14 protein-coding genes and 3 pseudogenes are annotated in these 15753 nt (G+C 68.6%); 6 read left to right on the top strand and 11 right to left on the bottom strand.

Annotated features, from left to right (window positions below):
• Positions 1 to 70: 70 nt before the first annotated feature.
• Genes OG214_RS00170 through OG214_RS00160 form a run of 3 tightly spaced genes read left to right on the top strand, consistent with a single transcriptional unit; the run spans position 71 to position 1757 of the window.
• Positions 71 to 925 carry a 3-hydroxyacyl-CoA dehydrogenase family protein gene (locus OG214_RS00170; protein WP_363082480.1) on the top strand — a complete coding sequence of 285 codons (855 nt, stop codon included), beginning with the start codon at positions 71 to 73 and terminating at the stop codon, positions 923 to 925.
• Positions 916 to 1269, top strand: coding sequence for an enoyl-CoA hydratase-related protein (locus tag OG214_RS00165; protein ID WP_363082481.1), 354 nt, complete (start codon positions 916 to 918; stop codon positions 1267 to 1269). Before OG214_RS00170 ends, OG214_RS00165 begins: the two co-directional genes overlap by 10 nt.
• Positions 1266 to 1757 carry an enoyl-CoA hydratase-related protein gene (locus tag OG214_RS00160; protein WP_363082482.1) on the top strand — a complete coding sequence of 164 codons (492 nt, stop codon included), beginning with the start codon at positions 1266 to 1268 and terminating at the stop codon, positions 1755 to 1757. Before OG214_RS00165 ends, OG214_RS00160 begins: the two co-directional genes overlap by 4 nt.
• A gap of 292 nt (positions 1758 to 2049) precedes the next feature.
• On the opposite strand, the pseudogene OG214_RS00155 reads toward OG214_RS00160, so the two are convergent.
• A pseudogene (locus OG214_RS00155) lies at positions 2050 to 2723 on the bottom strand (Type 1 glutamine amidotransferase-like domain-containing protein).
• Between the two features lie 715 nt (positions 2724 to 3438).
• Here OG214_RS00155 and OG214_RS00150 point away from each other — a divergent pair.
• Positions 3439 to 3879, top strand: a complete 441-nt coding sequence (locus OG214_RS00150; RefSeq protein WP_363082484.1) for a VOC family protein — start codon at positions 3439 to 3441, stop codon at positions 3877 to 3879.
• A gap of 1100 nt (positions 3880 to 4979) precedes the next feature.
• Here the strand turns inward: OG214_RS00150 and OG214_RS00145 are convergent.
• The 4 genes from OG214_RS00145 to OG214_RS00130 all read right to left on the bottom strand — a co-directional run bounded on the left by OG214_RS00145 (position 4980) and on the right by OG214_RS00130 (position 8866).
• Entirely contained in the window at positions 4980 to 5492 is a 513-nt protein-coding gene (locus OG214_RS00145; protein WP_405983301.1) for a hypothetical protein, read from the bottom strand.
• A gap of 454 nt (positions 5493 to 5946) precedes the next feature.
• Entirely contained in the window at positions 5947 to 6126 is a 180-nt protein-coding gene (locus OG214_RS00140; RefSeq protein WP_405983300.1) for a hypothetical protein, read from the bottom strand.
• A gap of 313 nt (positions 6127 to 6439) precedes the next feature.
• Positions 6440 to 7078, bottom strand: a complete 639-nt coding sequence (locus OG214_RS00135; RefSeq protein WP_405983299.1) for an SMI1/KNR4 family protein — start codon at positions 7076 to 7078, stop codon at positions 6440 to 6442.
• Between the two features lie 942 nt (positions 7079 to 8020).
• The gene (locus tag OG214_RS00130; RefSeq protein ID WP_405983298.1) at positions 8021 to 8866 is read right to left on the bottom strand and encodes an SDR family oxidoreductase; all 846 of its coding nucleotides are present in this window, start codon (positions 8864 to 8866) and stop codon (positions 8021 to 8023) included.
• Positions 8867 to 8948: 82 nt separating this feature from the next.
• On the opposite strand from OG214_RS00130, the gene OG214_RS00125 reads away from it, so the two are divergent.
• Positions 8949 to 9551 carry a TetR/AcrR family transcriptional regulator gene (locus OG214_RS00125; protein ID WP_405983297.1) on the top strand — a complete coding sequence of 201 codons (603 nt, stop codon included), beginning with the start codon at positions 8949 to 8951 and terminating at the stop codon, positions 9549 to 9551.
• Positions 9552 to 10100: 549 nt separating this feature from the next.
• Here the strand turns inward: OG214_RS00125 and OG214_RS00120 are convergent.
• From OG214_RS00120 to OG214_RS00100, 5 genes and pseudogenes are all read right to left on the bottom strand, one after another.
• Positions 10101 to 10265 carry a hypothetical protein gene (locus OG214_RS00120; RefSeq protein WP_405983296.1) on the bottom strand — a complete coding sequence of 55 codons (165 nt, stop codon included), beginning with the start codon at positions 10263 to 10265 and terminating at the stop codon, positions 10101 to 10103.
• Between the two features lie 455 nt (positions 10266 to 10720).
• Positions 10721 to 11226 (bottom strand): annotated as a pseudogene (locus tag OG214_RS00115) (GNAT family N-acetyltransferase); the annotation flags it as partial.
• Between the two features lie 356 nt (positions 11227 to 11582).
• Positions 11583 to 11861: a hypothetical protein gene (locus OG214_RS00110; RefSeq protein WP_405983295.1), complete on the bottom strand. Its 279-nt coding sequence runs from the start codon at positions 11859 to 11861 to the stop codon at positions 11583 to 11585.
• Between the two features lie 513 nt (positions 11862 to 12374).
• Positions 12375 to 12731 carry a hypothetical protein gene (locus tag OG214_RS00105; protein WP_405983294.1) on the bottom strand — a complete coding sequence of 119 codons (357 nt, stop codon included), beginning with the start codon at positions 12729 to 12731 and terminating at the stop codon, positions 12375 to 12377.
• Positions 12732 to 13451: 720 nt separating this feature from the next.
• Entirely contained in the window at positions 13452 to 13670 is a 219-nt protein-coding gene (locus OG214_RS00100; RefSeq protein WP_405983293.1) for a hypothetical protein, read from the bottom strand.
• Between the two features lie 481 nt (positions 13671 to 14151).
• On the opposite strand from OG214_RS00100, the gene OG214_RS00095 reads away from it, so the two are divergent.
• Positions 14152 to 14544: a heme-binding protein gene (locus OG214_RS00095; RefSeq protein ID WP_363082492.1), complete on the top strand. Its 393-nt coding sequence runs from the start codon at positions 14152 to 14154 to the stop codon at positions 14542 to 14544.
• 225 nt (positions 14545 to 14769) lie between these two features.
• Here OG214_RS00095 and OG214_RS00090 read toward each other — a convergent pair.
• Positions 14770 to 15491: pseudogene (locus tag OG214_RS00090) on the bottom strand (IS5 family transposase); the annotation flags it as partial.
• Positions 15492 to 15753 lie beyond the last annotated feature (262 nt).

Here is a 15753-nt window from a genome sequence, read left to right as displayed (position 1 = left end):
AGGCGGTGCTGTTCGAAGGCCAGGACAAGAAGGAGCGCATGACACGCTTCCTGGAGAAGAGGACCCGGACATGACCACAGCACCCGCGATCGTCGGGGTGATCGGCGGCGGCCGCATGGGCGCGGGAATCGCGCAGTCCTTCGCGACCGCCGGTTCACAGGTCACCGTCGTGGAGAGCGACGCCGCCGCGGCCGCCGCGGCACTCGACCGCATCGCCGTCGGCCTGAAGCGGGCCGAGGAAAGAGACCGGCTGCCGGAATCGGCGGCCCGGCTGCTCGCGCGCGTGACCACCGTGCGCGCCGTCGGCGACCTGCCCGAGCACGCCGACCTGGTCGTGGAGGCGGTACCCGAGGACGCCGCCCTCAAAGCCCGCGTCCTGGCCGCCGCCGAGCAGACGGTGTCCGGCACGACCGTCCTCGCCGGCAACACCAGCTCCCTGTCGGTCACCGAGCTGGCAGCCGCTCTCAACCGCCCCGGCCGCTTCCTCGGCATGCACTTCTTCAACCCCGTACCCGCCTCGGCGCTGATCGAGATCGTCCTCACACCACACACCGGCGAGGACACCGTCCAGGCCGCCCTCGACTGGACCCGCGGCCTCGGCAAGCGGGACGTCGTCGTGAACGACTCGCCCGGATTCGCCAGCAGCCGCCTCGGCGTAGCCCTCGGCCTGGAAGCGATCCGCATGGTCGAACAGGGCGTCGCGGAACCCGAGGCGATCGATGACGCCATGCGACTGGGCTACAAGCACCCGATGGGACCGCCGCGCCTGACCGACCTGGTCGGACTCGACGTCCGCCTCGCCATCGCCGAGCACCTGGAAGCCACCCTCGGTGAACGCTTCGCCCCACCACGGCTGCTGCGCGAGAAGGTCGCCTGCGGCGAGCTGGGCCGCAAGACCGGACAGGGGTTCTACACATGGCGGTGAGAGCAACGAACGAGCCGGCTACGCCCCGTACGCAGACGCCCCCGGCCGGGTCCGCCCTTGCCGCCGACAGCCAGGAACACCGGGTGATCTACCGCCTGGAAGGCACCGTCGCCGTCGTCGAACTGCTCAGACCGGCCGCCGGCAACGCGTTGGACATCCCCCTTCGCCACGGCCTGTCCGCCGCCGTCCGACGGGTACGCGCAGACGGCGACCTCGTACGGGCCGTCCCGCTGACCGCCCGGGGCCGGCACTTCTACGTCGGCCAGGACCTCAAGGAGCACGCCCGTGCCCTGGAGAAGAGTCCCGCGTCGGCGTTCGCGATCGTGCTGCCGACAGTGGCTTGAGCGGCGCACTCGCGCAGGCAGTCGGACCCTCGCGCGCGGCGGCCCTGATGCTGATCGGCGACCGCTTCGACGCCGAAGAGGCCCGACGACGGGGCCTGGTCGACCAGGTCGTGCCGGACGGCTCCGCGGCCGACGAGGGTCTCGCCCTCGCCCAGCGGCTCGCCACAGGACCAACCGTCGCCTACGCCGAGGTCAAGGCGCTGCTCCGCGGCGCGGACGGTGACACGGACGCCGTCCTGGAACGTGAGGCCGCAGCGCAGGAGGCATCCCCGCGCCCGCGGGGATCGTCCCACGAACTGAAGACCGAAGGTGAGCGGAAGCAACTGCTCCCCGTGCCCGCGTCGCGGCCCGTAACACCGACTCACCCAGCGCCGGTCCGTACACGGGAGACCACGTCCGTCGGCTGTGGCCCTGATCCTGTGGGTTATCGCCAGCCGCTGACCGACTGCCGCGCCGGTCCCAGGTCGTCCTGGTGGAGCTCGCGTTGAGCCAACTGACGAAGGTGACGGCGGCCGAGACGCACCACTTGGACCGCGTGATCGTTGCATTCAGCGTCAACCCCGAATTCGGCACCCCGGCGCCCAGTACCCTGCTGCGCGACTACGTGGACGACATTTCCGACAGCGCCAGGCACTTACGCAGCGCAGTGGCTCGCCCGCACATTCGTGCAGCGCGGGCAACCCGGTCATCGCAGTCTCGGTGCCGGCGAGGATCGTTTCGATCGTGGACTCACGCTCCGGTCCGGCGCGGCGACCTCGAGGACGGGAAGGTTGTCGATGTTCACACTGCCGGGTTGAACAGCTTCCAGTGCCCTTCGGAGACGACCTCGACGCCGCCTCGGTCACCTTGATGGCGGTCTGAGCGTCGATGGCGTACGCGGGACCCTTTATATCGGCGGCCCACCGTTCCGCCTCGGCCATGGTGTTCTCAGGACAGTCCGGGCTGTCGAGGTGCGGGAAGATGGAGAAATCGACGACTCCCAGTGTGCTGTCGTCACCGGTGGGCGGCTTCCAGCCCACGAAGTCCTCCCCGATGCGGGGAGTCAGGACCATGCTCCCGGCGCTGAGCCCTACGTAGACCGTGTCGCGCAGCGACGGGAAGAGGTCGGCCAGTCCGGACTCCCGCATCCAGTGGCACAGGTACAGCGCGTCGCCGCCGTTCACCAGCAGGGTGTCTGCCTCTCGGACCCAGGAGACCCAGCGTTCCTTGTCGATGCTGGGCAGTGCGGTGAGCTCCAGCACGCCCACCGACTTCCATCCCAACTCGGTCATGGGATTGGGTGACCGTCCGCTGATGAAACGCCACGGCCCGCCCGGATCCCCATGCCGGCCTCCGTACCCCGCGGTGGGGATGCAGAGGGCGCTGGCCTCGGCGATCGGTTTGTCCAGGAGATCGACCAGCGCCGCCAGGATGCTCGCGTTCTTGACACCGGAGTCGGTAAGGAGAAGCTTCATCACGCCACCTTAGGCCGACGACCATGTCAGCGACTGCTTCAACGAGGCCGCGGCCGTTTCGGCCCGAGGGTTGGTGAGCGTCCACTTCGATGAGGCGTCCGTGGTCGAGGACGATGATGCGGGCCGCGCTGCGGGTGGAGCCGAGACGGTGGGTGATGAGGATGACCGTGCGACCGGCGCTCAGGGTGCGGATGCGTTCGTAGACGGCTCCTTCAGCAAGGGGGTCGAGTGCTGACGTGGGTTGGTCGCGGATGAGTACGGAGCGCGGTAAAACGCGCGGGCTGCGGCGATGCGCTGCCATTGACCGCCGGAAAGGTCGCGCCCTCCCCACCAAGAGGGCGCGAGGTTGGTGTCAAGTCCGTAGGGGAGCCCGTTCAGTACGGTGTCGGCGCCGACCGCGTGGGCGGCGGCATCGACGGAGGCATCGTCCTCCGGGCCCTTGCCGACGGTGATGTTCTCACGTGAGGGAACGGCCACCGGCCGAAGTCCAGCGGAAGCATGGCGAGCCGCGCCCACACCTGCTCGGAGCGGCCACCTGTGCCGCACTCACCCTTGGTGGTGGCGCCTGGCTCGCGGGTCTGCTGTAGCGGTGCTGAGGCGCGATCCAGATTTTTCGGAGTTCGGCGGTCTGCGGATGTCGAGAACGCGCCAGCGGCTCCGTCCCAAGGACATCAGCGGCCACCACCGGCCGCACGAGGAAGAAGGAGAAACCAGCATGGCGATTCAGCGGATGGACAACGTCGGGATCGTCGTCGAGGACATGGACGCCGCCATCGCGTTCTTCGTGGAACTCGGTATGGAGCTGGAGGGCAGGGCGGAGGTCGAGGGCCTCTTCGCCGACCAGTGCACCGGACTCGACGGCGTCCGCTGTGACATCGCGATGGTCCGGACCCCGGACGGTCACAGCCGGCTCGAGCTGGCGAAGTACCGCAGCCCCGCGGTGATCAGCGCCGGGCCGCGCAACCGGCCACACAACATTCTGGGCACGCACCGCGTCATGTTCGCCGTCGACGACATCGAAGACACCGTTGCCCGCCTGCGCCCTCACGGCGCCGAACTCGTCGGCGAGATCGCCCGGTTCGAGGACAGCTATCTGCTCTGCTACGTCCGCGGCCCGGAGGGCATCATCGTCGGACTGGCCGAGCAACTGCGCTGAGAAGGAGGAATCGGCCCTCGGGATTGGTAACCGCCGGTAATCCTGAGTGCTGCGTTAAGAGGGCTGGCCGAGACCACTCTTCACGCTCTGTGACAAGGAAAAATGTCGGGGACGTGCATGGACCGTGCTCTTAGTGGGCGCGAAGGCTGCATCCACCACCCGCGGGGGACAAGTTGAGAGAGCTGGCCCGCGTCGCGCCAGAGGTCCGGGACCGGCTCGTCGTTCGGTTCGGAGCTGAGGTGCTGGCCTGGTGCAATGACTTGCCGGCTCTCGTGAACGAACTCGCTGCCCGCTGGGACTTGGGCGTGGCTGAAACTCACGCCGGAGCCCGGGATCGCCCGGGAGGAAGCCGAAGCTCTGGTGGCTTGGGAAAGGACGCCCGTCGGTTGTCACACTGCTGGCACAAGATCTGACCGCCGGGGCCCTGCTGCTGGAGGACGTGGCGCCGGGAGTGCAGGTGAGGCAGCGTGCATGGAGTTTGGTCGAGGTCGCGACGCTGCTGCGGGATCTGCGGGTCTCTGCTCCCGCACGCGGTGAGCACTCGGTACTGCGGTCTGGCGGTGCTGGTTCCGGACCAGTCTCCTCATCGTGTGCTGGGTTGGTGCCGAGCCCTGGCCGCCCTCATCGCGGTCCCCAGAGGGTGCGCGGGGCGGGACGACGCACAGACGCAGTTCCTCATGGCTCTGGCCGATGGCTGATTGTTCCGTCAGCCTCAGTCGTTCCCGTGCCACCGTGCCTGTCAGCTGCTGTGATCGCCCGGCGCGAAGCTCTTCCAGGGCTCCGGCGTCGGTGGCGATGCGGGTGGTGCTCTTGTTGTGGTAGCCGAGTGTCTGGGCGACGACGGGCGCCGGGGCCTGGCAGGGTCCGCCTGGCGGGGCGGGGCGACCTCGGGTTTGGCGGCCTTGAGGACGCGGACCTTTGTCGTCAAGGCCGGCTTCACAGATACGCGCGGATGGTGTGATGGACGGTTGTCCGCCTGGTGTCCGTGTACGCCTCGGTATTCGTTGCCGCGCTGCCGAAGCGCGCGCCGTAGACGTCGCAGGCTTGTCCCCGAAGGTCCGCCGGGGCCGGGCCGAAGCGAGGGGCTACAGCACGAGGGGCTATGGCAAAGGCGGGCGGTCGTTCCATGTCCTCGCTGTGGAATCCCAGTACTTTTCGCCCACGATCACCCCGTCATCCTGGCGAAGGTTCGCGCGCCAGACGTTGCCGTGCCAGCGGAGCGTCGGATTCTTCCCCAGCGGCCACAGCCCTTCGGCCCCCATCTCCACCAGGTGACGCACAGCCTCAGGAGGGAGCTCGATGCTGAAGAAGACCCGAGCTCCGTTCGGTCCCTCAAGGAGGAGTTCAGCGGGGACCTCGGGAGCTGTCGCCTGCGCTCGGTCACGTCGCATGCGGCCCATGAGGTCTCCCCACACCTTCCCCATTCCCTCAGCGGCCTGGGTACCGAACTTGGTAGCGATGGCCTGGAAGAAGGGCGTCAGGGCTGCTGCGGTCAGCAGCCCTTCAACATAGTTACCGGAATGCGCGGATCCGACCGCATTGCGAGTTGTTCCGATTTCCACCGGCCCGGGATCGCGGGCAGCCCCGGACCTGCTGCTGGGCTCATCGCGCATATCGCTTCCTCTACGATTGCCTCGGAAACAGCCACGCCAAGTCTGCGCTCACCCGTACCGTGCTGTCCCCGCTTCGTGCACATCTCGCCTCGGCTGGCCGATGCTGGTCCGCCCGCGCCGGTGGGGCATCGCGTCGGCTACAAGCGCTGGCCCTGCGAGAGCCGAATCCCCGCATTTCTGCTGCGGGGGCTCCTCGTTCTCCAGCCGGGCGCTCAGCCCGCCGCTGATGCGCGGGCCGGTCAATGGGCGAGCCGCCATCTGGTGCGCGGTGTGGTGACGGTGTGGTCGGCGGACATCGGGCATGTACAAGCACATGCCACATCGATCCCATGCTGAGACCTGGGAAAGCGCTCCGAACAGGCCACCGAAATCGCTACCCAACGTCGTGCAGTTGTCGACCGGCAAGGCTGGCCCTCACCGTTCGGGTGGCGGCCGGCCTCTGCGCCGGAGAAGCTCAGGGGGTCCGGACGACCGCTCCGGAGACGAACCAGTGGACGAGAGCGGCGGCGAGGCGGACTCCGGCCCTGGCGGCCTCCAGGGATTGGGGAACGGTGGCGCTCAGGGCGCCGTGGCTGGAGGTCTGCCCATCCCACAGGGCGCGCGTCGTCGCCTCCACCGGGGCAGATCGGGTCACCGGTCGGCGGTGTGGAGATCGCGGTGGTGGGCTTGTGGCGGGCGTTCTTGATCTCGCCGCGCATCGTACCGAGCCTGGCCTCGGGGTTGTTCGGCTGGATGACAGCGTGCGCTGCCGCCTCCACCGCCTTGATGGCCTCGCTGTACGCGCGCACCGGGTCTGAGTTCCGGCCTGTACGCGGCCTGCCACGCGGGCCGCAAGGCGGCCGGCGGCAGAACCCGTGGTCGGCTGCCCAGCCTCCCCGAACCCAAGGCCGTTGAACTCGCCACCTGGTTCAAGCTGAAGCTGTCCGGCAGCATCGCCACACCGCGCGTCAGGGTGTGGCCCAGGCTTCAGCACGCCAAGTCGGCAGTTCCTTGTCCAACCACTCCTCGACGGTCCTGCGCCAAGGATCCGAGGGGTCGCTGTCGGCGACATCGCCCCAGGCGTCCTCCGCCATGCTCGGGGTCATGAACAGGCTGTCGAGATAGGCGTCGAAGTCGTCGGCGGCCTTCGTGAAGACATGGCTGCTCAGATACCCCGGCCAGGCGATGGCATGGACGCAGGCATGGAGCTGGCCTTGAGCGGCCGGGTTCAGGTCGAGGAAGAGTCTATCGCTGCTGCCGTTGCGGGCGATGGGCAGCAGGCCGGTCAGGGGCACGTTCTCAGCGAGCCACCCATCGCGACTGCGTCGGTACTCGCCCAGCAGAGTCCCCCAGCCGTACCCACCGGCGTTGTCACGGCCCAGTTGGTAGAGGTCGTCGAAGCCCTGGACCGGTTCCGGTTCACAAGCCGGGAGGCGGACCGAGTAGTCCAGCTTCTCCCCGCCGACGGCTTCCAGGAACGAGCGGTACGCGGGCGGCAGGGGCAGCCCGATCTCCCGTTCGAGCGCGTCGCACTCACCCGGGTCGAACGACCTGAACGGACCGCCCACCAGGCGGCCCCGATACCAACGCGAGAGCTCCTCGGACACGGACGGATTGTCGCACCCCGCCACAACCCCCGAGGGCTACTCGCCATCGACATCCGCTGGCTCCTCGAACGCCAGGCGGAGGTCCTTCCGAAGCACCCCGCGGTCCACGACTTCTCCAACCTCGTGGCCGCTGTCGGCTGGCACCGCGTCAACACCCCCAGGACCGGCGTCACGGTCGGCAACGCCTGGCATGCCGCCTCCCCGATGCGCGCCATCATGGCGGCGCCCGCTTCTGGCGTCTTCGTCCATGGGATGCGGTGCGGGTCGGACCGTTGCCGCATCCCATGGACGTTTGGTCAGTCGAAGAGTCCTTCGACGACCTCTTCGGCGATTTCGCCGCCGATCTCCTCGGCCGTTTCTTCCGCGATCTCCTCGATGAGTTCCCCGAAGATGTCGTCCATATGTCGAATCCCTTCTTGTCGGTGTGGCTGACCCGTGGCACGCGTGAGGCGGCTGCGCAGTCGTGGGCATCCTTTCAACTGCCGCTCCTGGACGCGAGTTCCCGGAAGATCTTTCTTGTGCGGCGGCAACCAGGTCCGCCGAATCGGCACGCCGGCTGACCTCCGTGATCTGGCCGGGGTGGTGCAGCGTCCCGTCCGGGTTCGCGCTCAGGTGGTTCGGCTGGTGTTGACCCCAGAGGTCGTCTCAACTGGCTTGATCACTAGGCACTGGCTTGATCACTGGGCTGGTGAGCGACCGTGATGGCGATGGTGGAACGTCTGCTTCCGGACGGGTTGCGGGGCGTTCCTCTGCGACTCCGCTCATTCACGCGATGAGTGGACGGTCCGGGCCGGACGCGATGTGACCGGGTGATCAGCGACCCGGATGAGACCCGGGGCGGGCTCCGGCGATTCCTGGATCTCTCGGGGATCCTGCGTAATGCCGGTCCGTTTCGGGTCGGGAACCTGGTGCAGGGGGATACCCGTCGTGCCGGGGCGGGGCCTACTGGAAGGCCGGCAGGTTGCGCGCGACCCACTCGTCGAAGGTCCTTGCGGGCCGGCGGAGGACGGTCTCTACATCAGGGCTGATCGCCTGCTCGGTCGGCAGTGGGACGCCGAGGATGTCCAGGGTGCCGTCGATGACCTCTTCGGGCATGAACTGCGTCATGTGGGTGTGGGCCTGTTCGCGGGTCAGCTCCGCGAAGTCGACGTCCTCGCCGAGGGCCCGCGAGATTGCTGCGGCCTGCTGGCGCGGGCTGACGGCCTTGGGTCCGGTCAGTTCGTAGGTGCGGCCTGAGTGCCCTTCTTCGCGCAGAGCGGATGCGGCGACTGCGGCGATGTCGGCCGGGTCGATCACGGGCAGGGCCACATCGCCGAACGGGGCGAGGACCGTACGTTTCGTGCGCACCGGATCGGCCCAGGCGAGGGCGTTGGAGGCGAAGCCGCCCGGGCGCAGAATCGTGTAGTCCGCTCCGGAGGCGCGCACGGCGGCCTCGAACTCGCGCAGGCGGGTGTGGGAAAGGGCCTCGGGGCGTGTGGAGTTGATCTGGGAGGAGAGCAGGACGATCCGCCTGACCCCGGCGTCCAGAGCGGTGTCGAGCAGGGTGCTCGGGCTTTCGCCGTGGCTGTTGAGCTCGCCGCCCAGCAGGAGGAAGAGGGCGTCGGCGCCGTCGAGGACGGGCCGCATGCTCGTACTGGTCCCGAGGTCGGCCTGGGCGTACCGGACTCCGGCCGGGAGCCTTTCGGGCTGCGGGTGTCGCGAGACGGCCACGGAATTCTCCCCCGCCTCTGCCAGCAGGGGCACCAGGATTCGTCCGATGTTGCCGGTCGCGCCTGTCACCACGATCATTGCCGTATCTCCGTATGAGTTAGTTGACTGACTTATTTGGACCGTAGCATGACCGCGCCGGGGGTTGTCTATAGTTAGTCGGGTGACTGACTCAGTGAAGCCCCGGGCGCGGACAGCCGACAAGCGCCGACGACTCACGACCGAGGCGGCCCGGGTCCTGCACGAGCAGGGGGTCGAGCGCACCACCCTCGCCGACATCGCGCGGGCGGCGGACGTTCCCGTCGGGAACGTCTACTACTACTTCAAGACCAAAGACGAGCTGGTCCTGGCCGCGCTCTCCGAGCACAGTGCACACCTGGACGAACTCACCAGTCGCCTCGACCGGTTGCCCGAGCCACGCGACCGCCTCAAGGCCCTGATCGAGGCATGGGTCGACCAGCGCCAGGTCACCGCCCGTTATGGCTGCCCCACCGGCACCCTTGCCGTCGAACTCGACAAACGCGCCGACGGGATCCTCGACGCGGAGGCCGGCACGGTCATCCGACGCCTGCTGGAATGGACCGGACGCCAGTTCCGTGCCCTGGGCCTGCGCGACCCGGACGGCCTCGCCATCACCCTCATCTCCGCCTATCAGGGCATGTCGCTCCTGGCCAACGCCCTGCGCGACCCGGACATCATGGCCCGCGAGGGCGCCCGTCTCCTTCGCTGGCTCGACTCCCTGCAGCCCCCCGACCGGACCACCTGACCAGGCGGACGACGATCGGCCGGACTCGCCCACTGCAAATCCCTGGCCGCGTTCCGGTCGTCCGGCTGGGGTTCCGAGCGCCGGGAACGGTGGCCGTTTGCGGCTTGCCGGCAAGAGTGCCGTCGCCCTCGTTGGCCAAGTGGGGCGTCCGATGTCGGCCACGGCGCAAGTCTCACGGCACCCCTGGGCAGCGCGGGTACGATCAGGAGACAGCCACACAACGGGTGAGCCGGCGCCGCCCCCCTGTACGGATACGGCGTGGACGGTGCGGATGTTGTGTTCGATGAAGAGGATCGCGCGGGCGTGATCGGTCCGCATGGACCGTAGACGCTTGCCATCGATGCCCCGCCCGCCCCGCAGGAAGACGGCCAACGGCCGCCGGCGGACAGAGCTCGCCAGCGGGTACATGCCGACAGTGAGCATCCGGCAAGGGGTGCTCATTGCCCGCGCTCCCGCGTGAGAGCCGGGGACATTACGCCGTTCCCCGTGCCCGTGCCCGCGACGACCGTGGTACAGAGCGCCTGGCCGGCGCCCTGCCTCCGCGCTCGCTCATCGCGACGCACGGGCGTAGTTCGTGTCGGCCGACCGCGCCTTCACCGCCTTGGCCCGCAGGTCCTCGGTCGCCGCCTGCCCGGCCCCGAACTCGCCTTCCGGTTCGTGGGTCTGGTCTCCGATCCGCCGGTCGGCGTCGGTGTGTCGGCTGGTCTGTTTCACCCGGGGCCCGGGGGCCGTCCGGGACGGGTGGGCAGGGGCCCCGGGGCGCGGATGCGGAGGGGTGGCGGGGCCGGGGCGTGCTACGGGGACTTCGCCGACGGTGCGGAGCCGCCGCTCATCCGGGGACCTCGTCCTGGGCCCGGGATCGGTCCCGTGCGAGCGGCGGAGGCGGGTGGACGGGTCCTGTCGACCGGTGGTGGACAGACTGAGTTGGCCGGCGCGTTCGAGACCGGTCAGACCGCTGAGCAGGCCGGGAACGGCACGGGGCGTCTGTCCAGGATGAGGTCGGGGTCGGTTGCGGGGCCGAGCCGGTTGTGGACCTGGCCGTTGCGCAGCTCGACGACGGCCGACTCGCCGGAGGCGATGAGCTGGATGACTGGCGCACTGTGCGGGGGAGCTGGCGGGAACCGCCGTGCCGGGGTTCGCTGGCGCCCCGGCACGGCGGGCTCTGACTGGATGCCGAACGGTGCGGCGTAGTGGACGGTGCTGCTGGGCAGCGGGTGTTCGGCGTCGAGGGTGAGGGCCGTCATGGCCTCGTCCGGGACGTCGATGCTGAGTCCGATGCCGTGCTTGGAAGCGCGAGTGAAGCCGAACCGCGGGTAGTGCGTCGGGTGTCCGAGGACAGTGACGAAGCGCTCGCCCAACTCCTTGGCGGCCTGCAACGAGACGCGGATTGCCGCGGATCCAGCGCCGGTCTTCTGGTACTCGGGCCAGACGGAGACGGGCCTAGGCACAGGGCCGGGGTGTCGGCGCTGTGGCAGCGGGTCAGCAGCGCGTGGCCGATGAGTTTGCCGTCGTGGTCGCCGGCGACGATGGACAGCCCGTTGATCCACGAAGGGTCGGCGCGCAGGGCATCGACGAGGTCGGCCTCCAACGGAGTGTCAAACGCGGCGAGGCTGATGTCGCGAATGGTGGGGATGTCTGCGCTGATTTCAGCGCGCGTGATCCAGTTGATGCTCACGATGGATGAAGATCCGTTTCATGGTTGGTTCGTATTGGTGTTGCCTCGCGAGCTCACGCTCCCAGCGAGGCGAGTCCAGATGAGGTCAGATCACAGCCCGGGACGTGAGGTGGTCCGGGCAGAGCAACATGCCCAGCCGTCTGGCCCCGCGGGACTGACCTTGACCGAGGGACTAAGAATGCGTAGTCGGATGTTCGCGGTAGCCGCCGCCGTCGCGGGGATGGGCATCGCGGTCACAGCACAGCTGGCCCGGGCAGCGGAAAAGGATCGCCACTGCGTTGTGAACGTGTTGACGGGCGCGAAGAGTTGCTGTGCGAGCTTCACCGACGCGATTGTCAAGGCCACTGACGGACGTATCACCGATGCCCGGACGGCTCCCGGGTCGTGATGAGCGACACCCGCCTCCTGAACCGGTTGAACGCGGGAACGGTCACGAAGGCCAGCGCGGGCGCTGCGGCCTTGGCGCCGGTCAGCGTCATGTACACGAACGCCGACTTCCGGGGTGAGATGGTGGCGGTGTCGGGTACGGCGCCGGCGACGACGGGGTTCGGCGTTTGGCCGTACCTGTCTTTGCAGAAGATCCCGATCTCGTGCGTCGTGTGGTCGATCCGGTTGTTGCGGTTGCTGTTGGCCATGTCCGTCACGGCCGCCCGTAAGTGCCGTCGAAGATGTCGTTGGCCGCGGCTTGGCGCAGGATCTTCTCGTTGTCGTTGGCAGGAATTTCGACCACGGCCGCTGGGGCGGCCGGGCTGCCACTCGCGGACCACGCTCGGCAGGCGCAGGAGGTCCGGCCACCAGGGCAGCATCTGGCCGGCGAGTGCCGCGAGGTTGCCCCAACTGGCCTTGTACTCGATGTCCGGCCGGGACTGTCGTACTGGATCTCGCCCAGGACCACGGCCGAACGGGCTGCCTACGGTTCGGGGACGAGCCCGACGACGGTGACGGTGGGGATTCCGGCTGAGATGATGTACCGGACGATCGCCCCGGAGACGACGGCCTCGCGTCGTTCCCTGTCGCTGCCTACCGGTGTGGATCCGTGTCCGTACGGTTCGGTACCCAGGGTGCGCACCACGGCGGTCTTGAAGCGGTTGGGGAAGGGAGCTTGCCGAGGGCTTCTTCGGCGATGGGGGCGAAGGCGATGCGGTAGGTCAGGCGGCGGCCGTCCCGAGCCCGGCCGCCAGCTGCTCGGCGCGCAGCAGGACATCGACGCGGTCGATCGCGTCGCCGGGGATGGTCTCCAGGGCCCACTTCCGGATCAGCCGGCCGGTGACCGCCGGGGGAGCGCCGTCGATCTCGTCGTCGAACGCCGTACGGAGTTCTGCCGGCAGGGCGGCCCGTACGTCCCTGACGGTGAGCGGCACCTTGTACCGCTCACCGTGCACCTCGACGCGGATGGGTCCGCGCACCGCGTACGTACGGTGCTGCCGGTCCAGTTCCGCGAAGGCGGCATCCTGGGCCTTGATCCGCGCGACGACCGCCTCTTCTTCGGTGTCCGGCTCGTCCATGCGCTCACTCCTTCTCAGGTGTGCGGCCACGCTACCGGCGATGTGGTGGGCCTCGGACGGCGTCCTGGCATGGCCGCGATGGGTATGACGTGTCATGCCCGTTCAACTCTCCGACGGGCCCGCGGGTTGTGCGGTGCGGGCGCCGTCGTCGGAAGGGCGCCGTGTGCTGTACGGGCGCAGTCGTCGGTTGTCCGCCCTGGTCGGCCGCGCTGGGCGGGAACTCCGGCGGCTCGGAGCCGGTCGAGCAGGCTGGCCGGGTCCATCGGATGCAGGGGCTGCCCGGCCACGGCTGCTGCGGCCGAAGTACCCCGCAGTACCCCGCCACCCCGGCGGGGAGGGAGGCAAGGAGTGGTTCGACGCCGAGTTCGCCAAGGCGGTCAGGGGCACCGGTATCGAACCGCGCGCTCCCCGGGAACTGACGGTAACCACCGCGAAGCCGCAGAACAAAGGGGGGCAGCCAAGCTGATCAGCGCCCTGGTCGCGGCCTGACGCTCCGTCCTGCCCGCCGTCGTCGTCCTCGTCATTGGCGTGCGGGCCACGCGGCGGTCCCGGCGTGGCCCTGCGCCTCGCCCTGGCCCACTTACGCCGCCCGCGGGGTCTTGGAGCACGTCCTGGCCCGGCGCGGCATCACGTTCCGGCAGCAGATCTTCCTGCGCGCCGCCCTCACCGTCGGCGTCGCGCGGACGCCCGGCGATCTCGTCACCCAGGTCCAGGGCTACCTCAAGGCCGATCCGGCCGACATCCGTGCCACTCTCGACGAACTGCTGGCCAAGCAGTTGCTCGTCGCGCACGGCGCGTATCGAGTACTCCGTCCCGCAGTCGGCCGGCATCCTCTTCCTTGGGTGAGGGAGACACGACGGGACTGAAGAAGGCGATGGGATCGGCGGCGGAGCCGGAGCCCGGTACGGTGATGACCGGGCTTCCGACATCCTGTCCCACCAGAGTGAACCCTCAGCCGTGGAACGCCCGCAGCCCGTGGTCCCAGCGGTCGGTGTCACCGGTGTCCGCCAGGTCCATCGGCAATTCCGGCTCCTGCAGCGCCGCTTCCAGCGTCTCCCCCGAAGGCCGTGCAGAGGGTCAGGCCCGTGGATGAGGTCGGCCGCGTGGTCAGGGCACGTACCGACGCCCTTGCCTCGCCCATCAGGATGCGGTTGTGCTCAAGCCACAACCGTCAACGTGACAGCCGTTCAAGCCGAAGAAAAGGGGTAGCGCCTGCGAACGGTCGCAGAGGTGGCGGTGTGCGGCAAAGCATGATCTCCACTGCTGTTCCCCGGGACGTGCCGACCGAGACAGCCACCGCCTCCGTACCCGTACCCGTACCCGTGCAGACTGTGCTGAGCGCCCACAGCCGATCAACTCGCCTGCCGCGGTCCCGAGCGGACCGGCGGAGCACCGCGAACACCGGAAAGGACCAGGGACAGTGACTGCTCTGACGCTGCAGGAGGCGATGGACCGCACGGCGGCGGGCATCGCCAAGGCTGCCGAGATGGGCGTGCGTATGAACATCGCGATGGTGGATGCCGGCGGTCATCTGCTGCACTTCTCCCGGATGGAGGACGCCTGGCTGGGCTCCATCGACATTGCGATCCGCAAGGCGAGGACGGCCGCCTTCTTTAAGATGCCGTCAGCGGCGATCGGCAAGCTGTCACAGCCCGGCGGCGATCTGTACAACATCGAGGTCACCAACGGCGGCCTGGTGACCTTCGGCGGCGGCCTGCCCATTGTCAGCGGCGGCCGCGTCATCGGCGCCGTCGGCGCTTCCGGTGGTCAGGTTGCCGAGGACACTGCGGTTGCCGAGGCATGCCTCGGCTGACAGGACCGGCGAGACCGCCCTGCTGGCCGGCCTCTCCGGCGCCAACAGCCACTACAGCCATGGACTGAAGCCCGGTGGGGCGCCCGAGGACCGTGGCCAGTCGCGTCTCTTTCCGGCCTCGACGCCGTCACCGCCGGCCTCACACAGCCCTGGAACTCGGGGGTCGTCGAGGGACACGTCAACCGCGTCAAGACACTCAGGCGTCAGATGTTCGGCCGCGCCGGCTTAGCAGAGGGTGGCGGCGGGGCCGAGGAATGCGAGGTAGTTGCGGGGGTGGCGTTCGTGGCGGTGGTTGAGTCTGCGGTAGCCGGTCAGCCACGACATGGTCCGCTCAATGGGCCACCGGTGGTGCCCTCATCGTTTTCCGGATTCGATGCCTTTGTGCGCGATGCGGACGCCGATACGTTGACGGAGAAGTCATTTCCGCAGGTCAGGAACGTCGTATGCTTTGTCGGCGTGGAGTTTGCCGGGCTTGTAGTTCCAGCCGTTCTCGGGGTCGTGTCTCGTTTGGGGACTGGCCGCCATGGGTTTCAGTCCGTGGCTGTCGTGGGTGTTGCCGGCGGAGACGCCGACGACCGGGGGCAGTCCGGCCGCGTCCGACAGGATGTGTATCTTGGAACCCGGTTTGCCCCGGTCCACGGGGCTCGGGCCTGTGAGTTCGCCCCCTTTTTGGTCCGCACGTGTGCGGAGTCGAGGACCACGCGGGAGAGGTCGAGCAGGCCGCACTCGTCGATTCTGTCGATGACGGCCTCGTGCAGCCGCCCCCAGACGCCGGCCCTGGACCAGATCGTGAACCGCCGGTGAGCGGTCGACTTCGAGATTCCGAAGCACGGCGGCAGCGCCCGCCAGGCACACCCGCTCACCAGCACATAGATGATCGCTGCGAACAGCGTCTCATCAGGCGTGTCCTGTGTTCCGCCTCCCTGCGGCCGCACCTTCGACGGCGGATTGTGGGTATTTATCTGATTCGTCTTTGGGTTGGGATCAGGTGTGCTGGTCAGCGGCGTGCCAGGGGATCGCTGGTGGTGCGGGGTGAGCAAACCGGGCTGGGGCTCGGTGGTCGGTCTGTGACCGGCCGGGCGCTTGAGTGCCGCTTGTTCAACCTGATCGGCGAAGAGGATGAGGTCGTTGGTCTTGGATTCTTGTGGTCCGGCCTCCGTTGCGGCCGTCGGGCCGCCGCACGCGGGCACCACTTCAAGCGGTGCCTGC

This window comes from Streptomyces sp. NBC_00872 (assembly GCF_045161915.1).
In the GTDB taxonomy this organism is placed as follows: Bacteria; Actinomycetota; Actinomycetes; order Streptomycetales; family Streptomycetaceae; genus Streptomyces.
Note: the sequence above shows the minus strand (reverse complement) of the source record. Positions and strands in the feature narration are given on the sequence as shown.

Bases quoted from the DNA above. Each gene is read 5' to 3' on its own strand.
- OG214_RS00150 (WP_363082484.1), top strand. From the start codon at position 3,439: ATGGCGATTCAGCGGATGGACAACGTCGGGATCGTCGTCGAGGACATG.
- OG214_RS00165 (WP_363082481.1), top strand. From the start codon at position 916: ATGGCGGTGAGAGCAACGAACGAGCCGGCTACGCCCCGTACGCAGACG.
- OG214_RS00170 (WP_363082480.1), top strand. From the start codon at position 71: ATGACCACAGCACCCGCGATCGTCGGGGTGATCGGCGGCGGCCGCATG.
- OG214_RS00110 (WP_405983295.1), bottom strand. From the start codon at position 11,861: ATGGCCAACAGCAACCGCAACAACCGGATCGACCACACGACGCACGAG.
- OG214_RS00145 (WP_405983301.1), bottom strand. From the start codon at position 5,492: ATGCGCGATGAGCCCAGCAGCAGGTCCGGGGCTGCCCGCGATCCCGGG.
- OG214_RS00130 (WP_405983298.1), bottom strand. From the start codon at position 8,866: ATGATCGTGGTGACAGGCGCGACCGGCAACATCGGACGAATCCTGGTG.
- OG214_RS00105 (WP_405983294.1), bottom strand. From the start codon at position 12,731: ATGGACGAGCCGGACACCGAAGAAGAGGCGGTCGTCGCGCGGATCAAG.